The sequence below is a fragment of the Sphingomonas sp. UYP23 genome (genome assembly GCF_054059235.1).
Window position 1 is genome coordinate 2940987 of record NZ_JBSSBX010000001.1, and the last position, 15893, is coordinate 2956879.

General features: G+C 66.9%; 17 protein-coding genes. 8 read left to right on the forward strand and 9 right to left on the reverse strand.

Features of this window, described 5'->3' with window-relative positions; all coding sequences use genetic code 11:
• Positions 1-4: 4 nt before the first annotated feature.
• The 4 genes from purC to ACVWYO_RS14520 form a co-directional block, all read right to left on the reverse strand.
• Positions 5-784: a phosphoribosylaminoimidazolesuccinocarboxamide synthase gene (gene purC / locus ACVWYO_RS14505; protein ID WP_133189851.1), complete on the reverse strand. Its 780-nt coding sequence runs from the start codon at positions 782-784 to the stop codon at positions 5-7.
• A gap of 99 nt (positions 785-883) precedes the next feature.
• Positions 884-1741, reverse strand: a complete 858-nt coding sequence (locus ACVWYO_RS14510) for a hypothetical protein (RefSeq protein ID WP_457351937.1) — start codon at positions 1739-1741, stop codon at positions 884-886.
• Between the two features lie 159 nt (positions 1742-1900).
• A complete protein-coding gene (gene kynU / locus ACVWYO_RS14515; RefSeq protein WP_457351939.1) occupies positions 1901-3115 on the reverse strand; it encodes a kynureninase in 1215 nt (404 codons plus the stop codon).
• A gap of 127 nt (positions 3116-3242) precedes the next feature.
• Complete coding sequence (locus ACVWYO_RS14520; RefSeq protein WP_457351941.1) at positions 3243-4103, reverse strand: alpha/beta hydrolase family protein; 861 nt, start codon at positions 4101-4103, stop codon at positions 3243-3245.
• 113 nt (positions 4104-4216) lie between these two features.
• Here ACVWYO_RS14520 and parC point away from each other — a divergent pair, with 113 nt between their 5' ends.
• Positions 4217-6463: a DNA topoisomerase IV subunit A gene (gene parC / locus ACVWYO_RS14525; protein WP_457351943.1), complete on the forward strand. Its 2247-nt coding sequence runs from the start codon at positions 4217-4219 to the stop codon at positions 6461-6463.
• A gap of 110 nt (positions 6464-6573) precedes the next feature.
• A complete protein-coding gene (locus ACVWYO_RS14530; RefSeq protein ID WP_457351945.1) occupies positions 6574-8289 on the forward strand; it encodes a putative bifunctional diguanylate cyclase/phosphodiesterase in 1716 nt (571 codons plus the stop codon).
• Here the strand turns inward: ACVWYO_RS14530 and ACVWYO_RS14535 are convergent.
• Genes ACVWYO_RS14535 through ACVWYO_RS14550 form a run of 4 tightly spaced genes read right to left on the reverse strand, consistent with a single transcriptional unit; the run spans position 8259 to position 11187 of the window.
• The gene (locus tag ACVWYO_RS14535) at positions 8259-9482 is read right to left on the reverse strand and encodes a CCA tRNA nucleotidyltransferase (protein ID WP_457351947.1); all 1224 of its coding nucleotides are present in this window, start codon (positions 9480-9482) and stop codon (positions 8259-8261) included. The two genes, ACVWYO_RS14530 and ACVWYO_RS14535, sit on opposite strands and share 31 nt — an antisense overlap.
• A complete protein-coding gene (locus ACVWYO_RS14540) occupies positions 9470-10066 on the reverse strand; it encodes a CoA pyrophosphatase (RefSeq protein ID WP_457351949.1) in 597 nt (198 codons plus the stop codon). The genes ACVWYO_RS14535 and ACVWYO_RS14540 overlap by 13 nt, the downstream gene beginning before the upstream one ends.
• The gene (locus ACVWYO_RS14545; RefSeq protein WP_457351951.1) at positions 10063-10629 is read right to left on the reverse strand and encodes a DUF1285 domain-containing protein; all 567 of its coding nucleotides are present in this window, start codon (positions 10627-10629) and stop codon (positions 10063-10065) included. The genes ACVWYO_RS14540 and ACVWYO_RS14545 overlap by 4 nt, the downstream gene beginning before the upstream one ends.
• 45 nt (positions 10630-10674) lie before the next feature.
• A complete protein-coding gene (locus ACVWYO_RS14550) occupies positions 10675-11187 on the reverse strand; it encodes a GNAT family N-acetyltransferase (RefSeq protein ID WP_457351953.1) in 513 nt (170 codons plus the stop codon).
• Positions 11188-11299: 112 nt separating this feature from the next.
• Between ACVWYO_RS14550 and ACVWYO_RS14555 the strand changes: the two genes are divergently transcribed.
• Together ACVWYO_RS14555 and ACVWYO_RS14560 are read left to right on the forward strand one after the other, a co-directional pair.
• A complete protein-coding gene (locus tag ACVWYO_RS14555) occupies positions 11300-11707 on the forward strand; it encodes a dihydroneopterin aldolase (protein ID WP_457351955.1) in 408 nt (135 codons plus the stop codon).
• Positions 11704-12021, forward strand: a complete 318-nt coding sequence (locus tag ACVWYO_RS14560) for a Rossmann fold domain-containing protein (protein WP_457351957.1) — start codon at positions 11704-11706, stop codon at positions 12019-12021. The genes ACVWYO_RS14555 and ACVWYO_RS14560 overlap by 4 nt, the downstream gene beginning before the upstream one ends.
• A 129-nt stretch (positions 12022-12150) precedes the next feature.
• Here ACVWYO_RS14560 and ACVWYO_RS14565 read toward each other — a convergent pair whose 3' ends face one another.
• Positions 12151-13002: a hypothetical protein gene (locus ACVWYO_RS14565; RefSeq protein ID WP_457351959.1), complete on the reverse strand. Its 852-nt coding sequence runs from the start codon at positions 13000-13002 to the stop codon at positions 12151-12153.
• A 221-nt stretch (positions 13003-13223) separates the two neighbouring features.
• Here ACVWYO_RS14565 and ACVWYO_RS14570 point away from each other — a divergent pair, with 221 nt between their 5' ends.
• The 4 genes from ACVWYO_RS14570 to ACVWYO_RS14585 all read left to right on the forward strand — a co-directional run bounded on the left by ACVWYO_RS14570 (position 13224) and on the right by ACVWYO_RS14585 (position 15805).
• A complete protein-coding gene (locus tag ACVWYO_RS14570; protein WP_457351961.1) occupies positions 13224-13892 on the forward strand; it encodes an energy transducer TonB in 669 nt (222 codons plus the stop codon).
• Positions 13893-13958: 66 nt separating this feature from the next.
• A complete protein-coding gene (locus ACVWYO_RS14575) occupies positions 13959-14747 on the forward strand; it encodes a MotA/TolQ/ExbB proton channel family protein (RefSeq protein ID WP_457351963.1) in 789 nt (262 codons plus the stop codon).
• Positions 14748-14839: 92 nt separating this feature from the next.
• Complete coding sequence (locus ACVWYO_RS14580) at positions 14840-15322, forward strand: ExbD/TolR family protein (protein WP_165954502.1); 483 nt, start codon at positions 14840-14842, stop codon at positions 15320-15322.
• Between the two features lie 54 nt (positions 15323-15376).
• Complete coding sequence (locus tag ACVWYO_RS14585) at positions 15377-15805, forward strand: ExbD/TolR family protein (RefSeq protein ID WP_332794201.1); 429 nt, start codon at positions 15377-15379, stop codon at positions 15803-15805.
• Positions 15806-15893 lie beyond the last annotated feature (88 nt).

A 15893-nucleotide genomic window follows, 5' to 3' on the forward strand; every position in this document is an offset into this window, starting at 1 on the left:
GCGCTTACTTGCCCTTGTTCAGACGATGCTGCTCGAGATCGAGCACTGCACCGTCGGTCTCCTCGGTCAGCAGGCCGAGCCGGCGCGCGACTTCCTGATAGGCCTCGACTTCGCCACCGAGATCGCGACGGAAACGATCCTTGTCGAGCTTCTCGTTGGTGGTCATGTCCCACAGGCGGCAGCCATCGGGGCTGATCTCGTCGGCGAGCAGGATGCGCGGATAGTCGTTGTCCCACACGCGCCCGAATTCGAGCTTGAAGTCGACCAGCCGGATGCCGATCCCGGCGAACAGCCCGCACAGGAAATCGTTGATGCGGATCGCGAGGTCGGCGATGTCGTGCATCTCCTCCTGGCCCGCCCAGCCGAACGCGGCGATATGCTCGTCGGTGATCATCGGATCGCCGAGCGCGTCGTCCTTGTAATAATATTCGATGATCGTGCGCGGCAGCTGCGTGCCTTCCTCGATCCCGAGGCGAGTCGAGATCGAGCCCGCTGCCACGTTGCGCACGACGACTTCGATCGGGATGATCTCGACCTGGCGGATCAGTTGCTCGCGCATGTTGAGCCGGCGGATGAAGTGCGTCGGCACGCCGATCAGCCCGAGCAGCGTGAAGATGTGCTCGGAAATCCGGTTGTTGAGCACGCCCTTGCCGCTGATCGTGCCCTTTTTCTGGGCGTTGAAGGCGGTGGCGTCGTCCTTGAAGTATTGGATCAGCGTACCCGGCTCTGGACCCTCGTAGAGGATCTTGGCCTTGCCTTCGTAAATCTGGCGGCGACGTGCCATAAATGCAGCAACCCTCAAATGAGCGGCCCCGGCGACGCGGGCAAACGCGGGCCGGGGCGATAAGCTGCAGCCCATACCGGAACGCAGCGGAGCACGCAATCAATCGCTGACCGGCACGATCTTTCGCGGCCGCGGCCGCCAGCGGCGCCACACCAGCACGGCGACGATGGCCACCAGCCCGGGCGGGCCGAGCAAAGCGAGCAAACCGAGCAGCACCGCAAGCGTGAACTGCGCCGATCCGATCGCGGTGTCGGCGGCGCTGGTCAGCGGCGCGCTCGGGTCGAAGCCGCGGACGGCGGGGCCGGCGCCATAGTCGAACACCATCGGCGTTACCGCGAGGCTCTCCTGCTGCGCGGCCTTGGTGTCGCGTGTCGCGGCTGCACTCTGGTCGAGTTCGGCCTGCCGGGTGAGCAGGTCGCTGCGCTGCTCCGGCTTGAGCTTGGAATTGCCGAGCAGCGCCTCGTTCTGCTTGCGCTGGTCGGCGAGTCGCGCCGCGTCGGTCTCGAGCCGTTTGATCGCTTCGCTGGCATCGGTGCCGCTGATCTCGACATCGACCAGCTTGCCCGATTCAGCCGTGACACTCGTGATGGCGTCCCGTCCGAAGCCGCGCGCGAGACCGGGATCGAGCTTGAACGCCAGCATCGCCTCGACATTGTTCTCGCCGAGCAAACGATAGCGCATGCCGGTGATGCGGCAGCGTGACGGGCCAAGCTTCTCGCATGCCTGCGCATGCGCTTCCTGGGCGCGCGCGATCTTTGCGGCCGGCATGCGGAAGGCATAGCGATAGGCGAACGCCACCCCGGGGGCGGCGGTGAGGACGATGCCCGGTGCCGATGGTTCGGGCGGCGAGGTGACGTCGGCGGTTATCACCGCCTCGGATCGTTGCTCGCGCGACTCGGGTTTTTGGGAGCAGGCTGCCAGACCCAGGCACAAGGTTACCGCCGCCAGCTTCCGCATCGTCGCTCTCCCATGATTTCGATACACCATCACATTAGGCGGAAATACGGTCAAGCATTTTGCCACATTCTCGCCACATTTCGGCGCGGCACAGCGCCGTAGCTGCCGCGACAACGGTTGCTGCGGACTGGGAGAGAGCGGGGTGAGTCCAGATGGAGGTCAGGTGACGGCGGCGCGCGTCGCGAACCGGGGATTGTCGGCGGCGCCACTTTCCAACACCGCGCGCAGGATCTCGCCCGCCTGCCAGATATCCTCGAAGCCGAGGTACAGTGGGGTCAGCCCGAAGCGGACGACGTCGGGGGCGCGGAAGTCGCCGATCACGCCGCGTTCGATCAGCGCCTGGCACAGCGCATAGGCCTTGGGGTGGCGGAAGCTGATATGGCTGCCGCGCGCGCTCGGGTCGGCGGGCGAGACGCATTCGAGGCCGAGGCTTGCACCGATCGCGGCGAGCGCGTCGAACAAGGCGGCGCTCTTGGCGGCGACCTGCTGCTGGTCGACGTCGCGCCACAGGTCGATCCCGGCCTCGAGCCCGGTCATCGCCAGCATCGAGGGGGTGCCGGCGAGCCAGCGCTTGATGCCGGGAGCTGGGCTGTAGGCGTCGCCGAACTCGAACGGCGCGGCATGGCCCATCCAGCCCGACAGCGGGCTGGCGAGCTGCTCCTGCAGTCGACGCGAGACGAACAGGAAGGCGGGCGCGCCGGGGCCGCCGTTCAGATATTTATAGCCGCAACCGATCGCGAGATCGGCGCCCGCACCGCCCAGATCGAGCGGAATCGCGCCGACGCTGTGGCTGAGGTCCCACAAAGCGAGCGCACCCGCGTCGTGGGCGCGCGCCGTCCAGGCCGTCATGTCGAAGCGTTCGGTGGTCGTGTAGTGGACGTGGGTCAGCATCAGCAGCGCGGTGTCGCCGTTGATCGCTGCCGGAAGATCGGCGCGTGCGACCGCGTTGAGGCGCGCGCCGGAGACGCAGCCCGCCGCGCCTTCGGCGATGTGGAGATCGGTCGGAAAATTGCCCGTCTCGCTGACGATCGTCGTGCGGGGCGCCGCGTGGCGGAGTGCGGCGACGAGCAGTTTGAACAGGTTGACCGAGGTCGAATCGGCGACGATCACTTCGTCGGGCTCGGCACCGATCAGCGCGGCGATCTTGCCGCCGATGCGCTGCGGCGCGTCGATCCAGCCTTCGTTCCAGCTGCGGATGAGACGCTCGCCCCATTGCCGCTGCGCCATGTCGGCGAGCGCCGGCGCTGTGACGCGGGGGAGGGGGCCGAGGGAGTTGCCGTCGAGATAGATCACGCCCTCGGGGAGCGCGAAGCGGTCGCGATAGGGGCGGAGCGGGTCGGCGGCGTCGAGCGCGCGGGCTTCGTCGCGGGTCATGCAGGGGCCTTGCTGGAGGGGTGGTGTTCGAAGGCGATCGCCGAGGCGGAGCGCAACCGACTCCCCTCCTTTTCGGGGAGGGGAGGCGCGATGCGGTAGGCGGCTCGAATCGTGAGGCGCAGCATGCTCACGTCTTCAGCCCCGCCTTGATCAGCGCCTTCGCCCGCGCCCAGGCGGTGCTTTCGGGCGCGACCAGTTCGACATGCCCAGTCCGCTCGACCAGATGCAGCGTCGCCTGATCTCCCTTGGCCTGCGCCTGCGCGACATAGGCGCTCCCGAACCGCAGCGGGACGATCCGGTCCTCGCGCCCGTTGACCAGATCCTGCGGCACGCCGAGCGGCAGCAGCCGCGGAACCGAGGTGTCGGCATAGACGTCCGTCCGCGCGCCCGGCTGGCCGACGAGCCGCGCCACCACTTCGACGCCGCAGCCATTGTCCGGGCTCGCCGCGGTCGCCTCGAGATCGGGCAATCCGCCCAGGCCGACGACATGCGCGATCGCCAGCGGGTGCGCGGTATGCAGCGGGCTCGTCGGCGCGATCCGCGATCGCGCCGCCAGCCACAGCGCGAGATGCCCACCCGCCGAATGGCCGACGCCGACGATCCGCCTGGTCTCGAACGCGAAGTCCGTCGCATGCGCCCGCAACGCATCTGCTGCCGCACCCGCATCGAGGAAGGTCCCCGGATATCCGCCACCCGGCCGATCGACGCCGCGATATTCGATGTTCCACACGCCGATCCCGTCGCGCCGGAGATCGTCGGCGATCCAGTTCATCAGCGTCCGGTCCGCGATGCTCGTGGTCCAGCAGCCGCCATGCACCATTACCACGACCGGATGCGGGCCCGGCCCGGCGGGGCGCCAGACATCGACGATCTGCAGCGCATCGGGGCCGTAGGCGATCGTCGCATCGGGCACGGGCCGCGCGCGCCCGATCAGATCGGGCCAGGTCAGCAGCGGGCCGGCGGCATCGGGTGGCTGGGTCTCGGACATCGCGCCGGTCTATAGCCGCGGCAAAGCGAGCGGAAGACACCGCTGCATGCCTCCGCCGGTAAACGCCGCGCTGGCATCTCGCCACCGGCGAATAGCGCTGCTATCGCCGGAGGATGCCAACCGATGTGACCGATCCCTTCAACGCCATCGTCGACGCGCCGTTCGATAGCGCGCTGAGCGATCGCTATCTCGTCTATGCGCTGTCGACGATCACCGCGCGCTCGCTGCCCGACGTGCGCGACGGGATGAAGCCGGTGCACCGCCGTCTGCTGTGGGCGATGCGCCAGCTCCGGATGGACCCGAGCACGCCGTACAAGAAATCGGCGCGCGTCGTCGGCGAGGTGATCGGCAAATACCATCCGCACGGGGATTCGTCGGTCTATGACGCGATGGTCCGCCTCGCGCAGGACTTCTCGGTTCGCTATCCTTTGGTCGAAGGCCAGGGCAATTTCGGCAATATCGACGGCGATGGCGCGGCCGCTTTCCGCTACACCGAGGCGCGGCTGACGCAGGTCGCGATGGATCTGATGGCGGGCCTCGACGAGGACGCGGTCAACTACAAACCGACCTACAACAACGAAGAGCAGGAGCCCGAGCTTTTCCCCGGCGCCTTCCCCAATCTGCTCGCCAATGGCGCGGCGGGGATCGCGGTCGGCATGGCGACCAACATCCCGCCGCACAACGTGGCCGAACTCTACGACGCGGCGATCATGCTGATCGATCAGCCCGAGGCCGACAATGCCGCAATGCTGCAGCATATCCAGGGTCCCGACTTCCCGACCGGCGGGCTCGTCGTCGATTCGCCCGCGGCGATCGCCGAGGCCTATGCGACAGGGCGCGGCGGCTTCCGGCTGCGCGCGCGCTGGAGCATCGAGAAGGAGAAGGGCGGCGGCTGGAACGCGATCGTCACCGAGATCCCGTACGGCGTCCAGAAGGGCAAATTGATCGAGCAGATCGCCGGGCTGATCAATGACAAGAAGCTGCCGATCCTCGCCGACGTCCGCGACGAATCGGATTCGGAAATCCGCGTCGTGATCGAGCCGCGCAGCCGCTCGGTCGAGCCCGACATGCTGATGGAGAGCCTGTTCAAGATGACGGACCTCGAGGTCCGCTTCAGCATGAACCTCAATCTGCTCGACGCCGACCGCACCCCGCGCGTGATGAGCCTGCGCGAGGCGCTGCTCGCGTGGATCGCGCACCAGTTCATCGTGCTCCAGCGCCGCACCGCGCACCGGCTCGACAAGATCCGCGACCGGATCGAGCTGCTCGACGGCTATATCATCGCCTATCTCAATCTCGACCGCGTGATCGAGATCATCCGCACCGTGGACGAGCCCAAGCCGGTCATGATGGCCGAGTTCGAGCTCAATGACCGCCAGGTCGAGGCAATCCTCAACATGCGGCTGCGGAGCTTGCGCCGGCTCGAGGAAATGGAGCTGCGCAAGGAGCGCGACGGGCTCGAGAACGAGCGCTCGGGGCTCGAGGCGCTGCTCGGCAGCGAGGCGCGCCAGCGCACGCGGCTCAAGAAGGATTTCGGCAAGCTGCGCGAGCGCTACGGTCCCGAGACCAAGCTCGGTCGGCGTCGCACCACCGTCGCCGAGGCGGCGCCGGCGCGCGATATCCCATTGGAGGCGATGATCGAGCGCGAGCCGATCACCGTGATCCTGTCGCAGCGCGGCTGGATCCGCGCGATGAAGGGGCATCTCGATGCCGCCGGCGTGGCGGCGGTGAAGTTCAAGGACGGCGATGCCGCGGCGTTCGACTTCACCGCGCAGACCACCGACAAGATCATGATCGCCGCCGAGAACGGCCGCTTCTACACGCTCGCGGCCGATCGCCTGCCGGGCGGGCGTGGCTTTGGCGAGCCGGTGCGCCTGATGATCGACCTCGATGGTGATGTCGGCATCGTCCACATCTTCCGCGCGAGCATCGCCGAGAAACTGCTCGTCGCGGCGACCGACGGGCGCGGCTTCCTGGTGCGCATCGCCGACATCGTCGCCGAGACGCGCAAGGGCAAGACGGTCGTCACGCCGCGTCTCGGCGCGAAACTGAAGCTTGTTCGCCCGGTCGACCCGGCGCACGATTATGTCGCGGCGATCGGCGACAATCGCCGGCTGCTCGTCTTCCCCTTGAGCGAGCTTGCCGAATTGGCGCGCGGACAGGGCGTCCAGCTGATGCGCTTCCGCGACGGCGGCCTGTCCGACGCGATCACTTTCGTCTTCGCCGAGGGGCTGAGCTGGCCGATGGGCGGCGAGAGCGGGCGCACGCGGACCGAGACCGATCTCGGACCGTGGCGCGCGGCGCGCGGCGCCGCCGGACGGATGCCGCCCAACGGGTTCCCGCGCGACAACCGCTTCTAGATTGCTGCCCGGATACATCGCGTTGCAAATCTTCGGCTTTTTTGACGCAAGTGCCTGAAAACTGTCGCGGATAAGAGGGATATTAACGAATCGACCCTATCGCCGGGACAATGGCGCCGACATCCCAATCCGTGCTGACACATCCCACTCCGCCGGTGCTCCCGGCGGCGCTGGACCCCTATCCGACCTCGGTCGCGATGGCGGCGCGGATGATCGACCTGCTGCCGATCCCGGCGGCGATGGTCGCGCTCGGCGATTCGGGGGTCGTCGTCCAAATCGCCAATCGCGCGTACGAGATAGCCGGCCTCGGCATGAACGACCGGCGGCGCTCGCTCGTCGCGCAGATCGAAGCGCAGATCGTTGCGTTTATCGAGGGCGATACGCTGCGCAGCGAATTCCCGATCGAGTTCGGCGACAAGGTCGATTGCCACTATTACCACGTGACACTTGCGCGGCTCGAGCGGAACCCGCTGCACCGCTGCATGCTCGCTCTGGTCGACCAGACCGCCGAACTTCGTACCGAACATAATCTCCGGCGCGAGATGCTGACCGACAGCCTGACCGGTCTGCCCAACCGCGCCGGGTTCAGCGACCGACTCGAGATGCTGCTCGAGGATCCAACCTCGCGTGAGACCTACGCCGTGCTGGTGATCGACCTCGATCGGTTCAGTCGGGTCAATGCTTGCCTCGGGTCGATGGCGGGCGACGAACTGCTCATCACTGTCGCGCGGCGCCTGAAGGGCGCCTTGCGCGCGCAGGACGTGCTCGCGCGCACCGGCGGCGATGAATTCGGCATCCTGCTCACGCTGGAGGATGGGATCGGCGATGCCGAGCGCGTCGCGCGGCGGATCCAGGGCGCACTGGCGACGCCGTTCCGACTGTCCGATTTCGAGATCCGCGTCGCCTGCTCGATCGGCATCTCGTTCGGCGCGGTCGAAATCGAAGATGCCGAGGAATTGATCCGTCACGCACAATTCGCGGTCAAGCGCTCGAAGGCGACGGGCAAGACCGAAGCCTATCAGACGCAGGCGTTCGACATCGCGCGCGAACAGTTCGGCATGGAAACCGCGCTGCGCCGCGCGATCGAGCGCGGCCAGATGCGGCTGACCTACCAGCCGATCCGCGATCTCTCGACCGGGCAGCTCGTCGCATTCGAATCGCTCGCGCGCTGGCGCGACGAGGCGGGGATCGAATATTCGCCCAACGATTTCATCCCGGTCGCTGAAGAATCAGGACTGATCGTGCCGCTCGGTCGCTGGGCGATCCAGGAAGCCGCAGCGACGCTTGCCGGATGGGATGCGCGCTGTGGTGGCCATTGCGGCGTGCGCCTTGCGGTCAACCTCTCGGCGATCCAGCTCCAGCGCGATACGATCGCGCCGGTCGTCGAGGCCGCGCTGCAAACGTACGGCCTCGAGGGATCGCGCTTCACGCTAGAACTGACCGAAAGTGCGCTGGTCACCGACCCCGACCGGATCGCGGGGATCATGCACGCGCTGAAGCGACTCGGTACGACGATCGCGATGGACGATTTCGGGACCGGCTATTCCAACCTCGCCTATCTCCAAAAGCTGCCGATCGACGTGCTCAAGATCGACCGCAGCTTCGTCACGGGGATGCTCGCGGATCGCGACAAGATTGCCATCGTCCGTGCGATTCTGTCGCTGGCACAGGCGCTCGGCATGAAGACGACGGCAGAGGGGGTCGAAACCAACGAGCTGGCACAGACGCTCGCCGCGTTGGGCTGTACCTTCGGGCAAGGCTATCTCTACGCCCGGCCGCTCGAGGCTGAAGATGCCTATGCGATGCTGGTCGACAGCCGCCACTGAGCGACCGCTGCATCGGCGATCGCGTCCGCCCGGGCCGCGTCAGGGAAATTCTCGGCGACCCACTGATCCTCGACCAGCTTGAGCAAGCGCGCCACGTCGGGCCCCTTGCCGACGCCGCGCTGAACCAGCGCACCCCCGGTCAGCGGGAAGCTCGGGATCGGCCACGCCATGATATCGCGCGCGCCGATCACCGCATCGAAGGGTTCTTCCACCGTCAGCAGCCAGCGATCGATCGCGCCGTCGCGGCCGAGCCGATAGGCGAGCGGGTGTGGCGATCCGGTCGGGTCGGTCAGCGCCGAGACGATCCGCTTGCGCTGCGCGTTCGACAGTTTGAGCCGCGCCCCGACATTTTCGCCAAGCGCGGGATCGCGGGGCAGGACGGCCGCCAGACGGCGGAGCGGATCTGGCGCGAGTTCGGCCTGCGCCTCGGTGGCGGCGACGCGCGCGAGCCGTGCGACTCCGGTCGCGTCGATCTCGGGCAGCACCGGCCGCAGAATGCCGCGCGCGATCATCAGCTCGAGCGTCGCGACGGCGTTGGGCGCGACGAGCAGTTTGAGAAATTCCGCCGCGATCCGCTCGCGCGACAGCGCCATCAGATCGTTGGTGCGCTGCGTGCAGGCGTCGAGCGCCGCCGCATCGGGCGTGTCGCCGAAGCGGGCATGGAAGCGGAAGAAGCGCAGGATCCGCAAATGATCCTCGGCGATACGCTGCAGGGGATCGCCGATGAAGCGCACGCGCCGCGCCGCGAGATCGTCGAGCCCGCCGAAATAGTCGAAGATCTCGCCGGTCGCCGGGTCGGCATAAAGCGCGTTGATCGTGAAATCGCGCCGCGCCGCATCCTCACGCCAATCGTCGGTGAAGGCGACCGTCGCGTGGCGGCCATCGGTTGCGGTGTCGCGGCGCAGCGTCGTCACTTCGATCGGAACGCCATCGGCGAGCACCGCGGTGATCGTGCCGTGCGCAAGGCCGGTCGGGACCGCCTTGATCCGAGCCCGCGCAAGCAGGTCGACCACGTCCTCGGGGGCGTGAGCGGTCGCCAGGTCGACGTCGGAAACGTCGCTGCCGAGCAGCGTATCGCGCACCGCGCCGCCGACATAGCGCGTCTCGCCGCGTGCCGCGCCGAGCACGGCGCACAGGTCCGAAAGGCCCGCCCGCGTCCGCCACGCGGCGTCGGGCAGCGTCACCCGTTCCATCGCAACCGGCGCGACAGATTGACGATCATCGCCGCGGTCGCGCCCCAGATCCGGTGGCCGTCCCAGTGGATCTCGTAGAAATGGCGGTTGCGGCCCTGCCACTCGACGCTTGCCTCGGTGTGGTTGCCCGAATCGAGCAGGAAACCGAGCGGCACTTCGAACACTTCGGCAACTTCGGCAGCCGCGGGGGTGAAGACGAGATCGGGCGGCACGACGCCGATCACGGGGGTCACCTCGAACCCGGTGACGGTGCGATAGCGATCCGCCTCGCCGACGATCGTGACGCGGTCGCGCGGCAGCGCGATCTCCTCCTCGGCCTCGCGCAAGGCGGCGGCGATCGCATCGGCATCGCCCGAATCGACGCGGCCACCCGGGAAGGCGACCTGTCCGGCGTGGCGCGACAGCGTATCGGTGCGCCGCGTCAGGATCACGCCGGGTTCGGCGCGATCGGTCACTGGAACGAGCACTGCGGCCTGGGCGAGCGGGGTGGCGATCGACTCGACGTCGACATGATCGCCGGTCAGCAGCACGGTGTCGGCATGGCCGACCGCCATCGCCTGGCGGAGGCGTTCGACGAGCGTCATGCCGTCGGCTCCAAGGCGAAGAACGAGCCCGAACTCCAAACCCCTGGTGGTGCGTCACCGCCGTCGATCGCGCGCTGGGCGAGTTCGTAATAGACCGTGCGCGCGACCACCGCGTCGAGCCCGCCGCGGACATGAAGATAGGGACGGGGACCGTCGTCGCGCGGTTCGAAGCGCAGCGGATGCTCGGCATCGGCGGTGACGAGGTCGCCGGTATTGAGCCGGAAGGTCAGCATCGCGGTGGGGCCTTCGCCCGATGCCTTGAGTTCGACCGCGACGAACGGCGCATCCTCGACCTCGATATCGAGCTTCTCGACCGGGGTGACGAGGACATAGCTGCCATCGCTCTCGCGCCGCAGGATCGTCGAGAACAGGCGGACCATCGCCGCGCGTCCGATCGGCGATCCCTGGTGGAACCAGGTCCCGTCGCGCGCGATGCGCATTTCACTGTCGCCGCAATGGGTCGGGTTCCAGCGCTCGACCGGCGGGAGCTTCTGCTCCTCGGCAAGGCGGGCGATGTCGGCGAGCGACAAAGCGGAAAGGTCGGGGATCGGCTCCATGGGCATGGGCGCGCGGTAGGACAGGTGCGCGGTCGCGTAAAGCCGCCAGCGTCAGACCAAAGCGGCGATCCGGGGCGCGAGCACGCCCGAGCCGACCGGAACGTTCGCGCCGCGCGCGAGCAGGCGGTGCCGCTCGACCGGTCCGGGGACGCGCCAGTCCGCGGTGCGCGAAGCGTCGAAGCCGAAGAAGCGGCTGTAATATTCGGGATCGCCGATCAGAGTGAGCGCATCGCCGAGTCCCGCAGCGTCCGCCGCCGCCAGCGCGCGCGTCGTCAGGGTCCGGCCGATGCCGGCCTGCTGCCGGTCGGGCGCAACCGCGACGGGGCCGATCTGCACCATCGCGACGTCATGGCCATCATCGCCTGCAAAGCGAATCGGCCAGCACTGGATCGTGCCGATCAGCGCACCCTCTTCGAGCGCCGCGAAGCTCAGCGCCGGGATCGCGCGCATCCCCTCGCGGATCTTGTACGCGGTGCGGCCATGGCGGTCAGTCCCGAAGGCGCGGTCGAGCAATTGCTCGACGGCGGCGGGCGCGACAGCGGCAATCGGCAAGACCTCGATCACGGGCGTTGATCCTTCAAGACCCGGGCACCGGGCGGTCGGGCGCTTTACCCGCGATCGGCCGGAACGCAAGCGGCATGACGGGGCAAAGCTTCCTTGGACGGCGACATCTGCTATGGCGCGCCGCGATACGACCAGGATTGGGATCGATTTGACCGACCGTTTGACGCTCAACGTGCACGACCTCGAAGTGATGGTGCTGACCGGCATCTATTCCGAAGAGACGCATCTGCCGCAGCCGCTGCGCATCTCGCTGACGGTCGACCTGACGGTGCCCGATCGCTTCGACCCCGAGACGCCGCTGAGCGAATCGAAGAACTATCTCGATCTCAAGCACGCCGCGACGACCGCGCTGCCGCAGGGGGTTCATTTCAAGCTGGTCGAGGCGGTTGCCGACCATATCTGCGAGACGCTGTTCCTGCAGGACACCCGCGTAACCCGTGTCGAGGTCGCGATCGTCAAGCTCGCCATCGCCGAGGCGGGCGAATCGATCGGCATCACCTTGGTGCGAAACCGCCGGTGAGGGCGGCGCTCGCGGCGGCGCTCGCGGGACGGGCAGCGGTAATTTTCGGCGACGATCTTGGCGCGGTCGCGGCGGTGCGTTCGGCGCCGCGCGATTCGGGGATGGTCCTGCTGGTGATCGACGGCCGCGTCGCGGCGCTCGATCGCGCGATGTTGCGCGCAGCGGTCGCGCCGCTCGCGGTCGAGCTGGCGCCGGCAACGCGGCTTGCGGCGCTCGATGTGGGCGCGAATGCCACCCGTACCGCGGTCGCGGCCGCGGCGGACTATCTCGTCAGTGCGCGATCGACGACCGGGCAGGTGCTCGAGATCCGCTAGCGGTTGACGAAACCCCCAACCGGGGCTCGCCGCAAACCGCCTCCGGCCTGCTCAGACGGTGCGGCACGATGGGCCCCGAAACCCGGCATGTGTGCCGAAAAGGGACTGGCTCTCTTGTCAGGTCAGACCCTAACGCCGCCCCCCGCGATCGCACGCGCCCAGCTCCCGCACGACCAGCGCATAGTCCTCGCGCGCGATCGTCGCATCGTCGCCGCTTTGCGGAACCGAGGTGTCGGGCAAGGTCGCCGGCAGCGTGCAGGCGAGGCGATACCATAACAACGTGTCGCGCGCCGGTGGCGGGGCGGATTGGTCGACCACTTCGCTCAGCGCGATCACCCAATGCGGCGGCTGATCGGGCTTGCGCTCGATGTCGAACGAGATCGGGCGGCTGTCGGCGGTCGTCAGGAAGATCTGCGTCTGGCCCGAACCGGGCAGGTCGCCAGGCGTGTGGACCGCATTGCCGATTCCGGTAATGGTCGGTGGCGCGTCGGCGGCAAGCACCTCGCGGACGATTCGGCGGGTGAGGGCGTCGCCCGCCGGGGTCCAGCTGCGCTGCCCGTCTGGGCGGACGAGCTGCACCTGCCCGGCATTCGCCGAGACACCGCGCGCGAACAGCAGGACGCGCGCCTTTCGATAGCTCGGTACGCGGCCGCGCGCATCGAGCGGCAAGTCGAGCGTGTAGCCGAGCCGCGGCGGGACCGCATTCGTGCCGCGAATCAGGGCAGTGACATCGGCCTCGACATAAAGTCGGACAATATTCGGCGGAAGATTCGGCGCGTCGACGGGTTTGAGCCGCAGCTGGCTGCGGACCGTCGCATCGACGATCACCGGCGCTGCTACGGTCAAGTCGGCGTAATCGGCGTAGAATAGTGCCGGGGCCGCAACATCCGTCGGTTTTGCGCGGGTTTGCTGGCCGGCGCAAAGCGTTGCCGGCAGGCCGAGCAGGGCGGCCGAAAGCGTGATTTTGAGCATATTTCGCATGGCGCGGGACTAGCCGTTAACAAGTTTTTTAAACAGAAATAATTCTGCCACGGTGAGGTTGTACGTTTGTTGCGTGAGACAAAGCGTTTGCGTCGTGGTTTTTGGCGCGATAGAGGTTGTGGTCTGTCCAGGATACACTAGCCCATGACAGGCCGGATAACGAGCGGACGTTACGGATCGGCTTGGACCGTCGTGCCGGAATAGAGGAGTTTCGTTTCTGAATGGCATACGCTGATCGCAATACGAGTGGCAGCAAAGTGGTGTCGATCGTGATCGTTTCGGTCATTGTCGCGCTGTTCGCGTGGGGTTTCGTGAACGGGCTGACCTTCAAGTACATCAAAAAGGTGACCGAGAAGCTTAACACCTTCGACGTCGTCGAACCGCCGCCCCCTCCACCAGACAAGCCGCCCCCCCCGCCGCCCGAACAGCCGCAGCTGCAGACCCCACCGGTCGTGTCGCCGCCGCCGATCGTCCGCGTCCAGTCGCCGCCGCCGCCGATCGCTACGGTCGTCACGCCGCCGCCGGCTGCGCCGATCACCGTTCGCGCTGCTGCGCCTGCTCCTGTCCCGGTCGCGGCACCCCCCGCACCCGTGGTCAGCAAGGCCGCGGGCCCCAAGGGCGATCCGTCGCAGTGGGTGACCACCGACGATTATCCTTCCGACGCGCTGAGCGCAGAGGCGCAGGGTACCAGCAAGATCAAGTGGGAAATCAATACCGCCGGTCGTGTTGAGAACTGCGTCGTCACCGCCTCCAGCGGCAACTCGTCGCTCGATCGCGCTGCCTGCTCGAACATCACCCGTCGCGGGCGCTATTCGCCGGCGATGGACCAGAGCGGCAACCCGATCCGTTCCGCTTCGTCGCGCAACGTCGTGTGGCGCTTGCCCGAATAAACCAACCTAGCCGTGTGGCCCCGCGGAGGGGCCCATGGTCATCTTGTCGAGAAGGAAGTCCCCCCAATGTCCACCATCATCCTTACTGCCGGTGCCTCTGCCGCCGACAATTTCGGCTTCTTGAACGCCATGAAGCAGGGCGGCCCCGTCACCTGGACGACCGCTGCGATCCTCACGATCTTCCTGTTCTTCACGCTCTACATCTTGTTCACCAAGATCTTCGAGCAGCAGAAGATCATCAACCAGGGCCGTCGCGTCCGTGCGACCTTCTGGGCGTCGAACTCGCTGCGCGAAGGCGCTGCCAAGCTCGAGAAGAACTCGGCCTACAAGCAGATCGTCGACGACGGCATCGAAGCCCAGGAGCAGCATTCGCGTCTGACCGATCCGGTCGAAGCGCATGACTGGCTGCACGGCTCGCTCGCTCGCTCGGAAGCGATCATCAACTCGCAGCTCGGTGGCGGTCTCGCCTTCCTCGCAACGGTCGGCGCAACCGCACCGTTCGTCGGTCTGTTCGGTACGGTTCTCGGTATTTACCGCGCCCTGATCGGCATCGGCCAGGCTGGCCAGGCATCGATCGACAAGGTCGCAGGCCCGGTCGGTGAGTCGCTGATCATGACCGCCTTCGGTCTGGTCGTCGCGGTTCCGGCCGTGCTCGCCTTCAACTGGCTGCAGCGTCGCAACAAGGCGATCGCCGAGCATCTCTCGGCCTTCTCGAACGACGTGCTGGGCTATCTCGCTTCGAACGGTGCGGTTCGTCCGCAGGCGCCGGGCAAGAAGGCTCCGGTTGCTGCAGCGAAGCCCGCTGTGACCACCACGACGGCTGGCCAGGCCGGCGGCGTGCAGACCCGCGTCTAAGAGTACCGAACGGGGCCGCCGCTCGGCGGCCCCGCTTCCTTCGCCGCCCGGTATGTAGGGCGGCCTGACCGATACGAATAGGATGGCCTTTCATGGCGATTAGTACAGGTGGCGGCGGCGATGACGCCCCGATGTCCGACATCAATACGACGCCGCTCGTCGACGTCATGCTGGTGTTGCTCATCATCTTCCTCATCACGATCCCGGCGATCGTGCAGACCGTCAAGCTGAAGCTCCCGGACGTGCGCTACGATCCGACCGTGACAAAGCCCGAGAACGTGTCGCTGTCGATCACGCGCAAGCCAGACGGCAGCTGCGCGGTGTTCTGGGGCCAGACTCCGGTGACGCATGAGGAACTGCTCAAGCGTGCGACCGACAAGCTCAAGGAAATCGTCGACAAGGCCGGCGGCGCCGCGAACTTGACGACCGACGACCTTCCCGAAGCGCATATTCGCGGCGACGTCGAGACTCCGTATCGCTGCATTGGCGGTGCGATCTACACGATGCAGTCCGCAGGGTTCGCCAAGGTCGGCTTCATTTCGGAACCCCCTCCCACGGGCGGTCCGTCTTCGTGATCGCTGCGGTAGCAGCCCTAGTGACTGGCGGCCTCGCCGCAGGGAGTATTTGACATGGCAATGAGCGCAGGCCGTGGTGACGACCAGCCGATGATGGACATGAACACGACGCCGTTGATCGACGTCATGCTCGTGCTCCTCATCATGTTCATCATCACCATCCCGATCCAGACGCACGCGGTGAAGGTCGATCTTCCGATCAATGACCCCAACCAGACCAAGCCCTTGATCGATCCGCAAAAGAACAAGATCGTGATCCAGCCCGACGGCGTCGTGCTGTGGAACGGTGCGGCGACCGACCCGGCGACGCTGCAGCAGTATCTGACGCAGACGACGCAGCTGAACCCCGAGCCCGAGCTGCACTTCCAGCCCGATCCGGCGGCGAAGTACGAGAAGGTCGACCAGATCCTCGCGATCATCAAGCGGTCGAACGTCTCGAAGCTCGGCTTCATCGGCAACGAGCAGTATCGCAACGACTTCTAAGTCGCTTGCCGTGCGGTTTGAACGCAATCAGGGCGGTCCTTCGGGGCCGCCTTTTTTTTGGGGCGCGCTTCTGGCCTGCGTGCCCGGC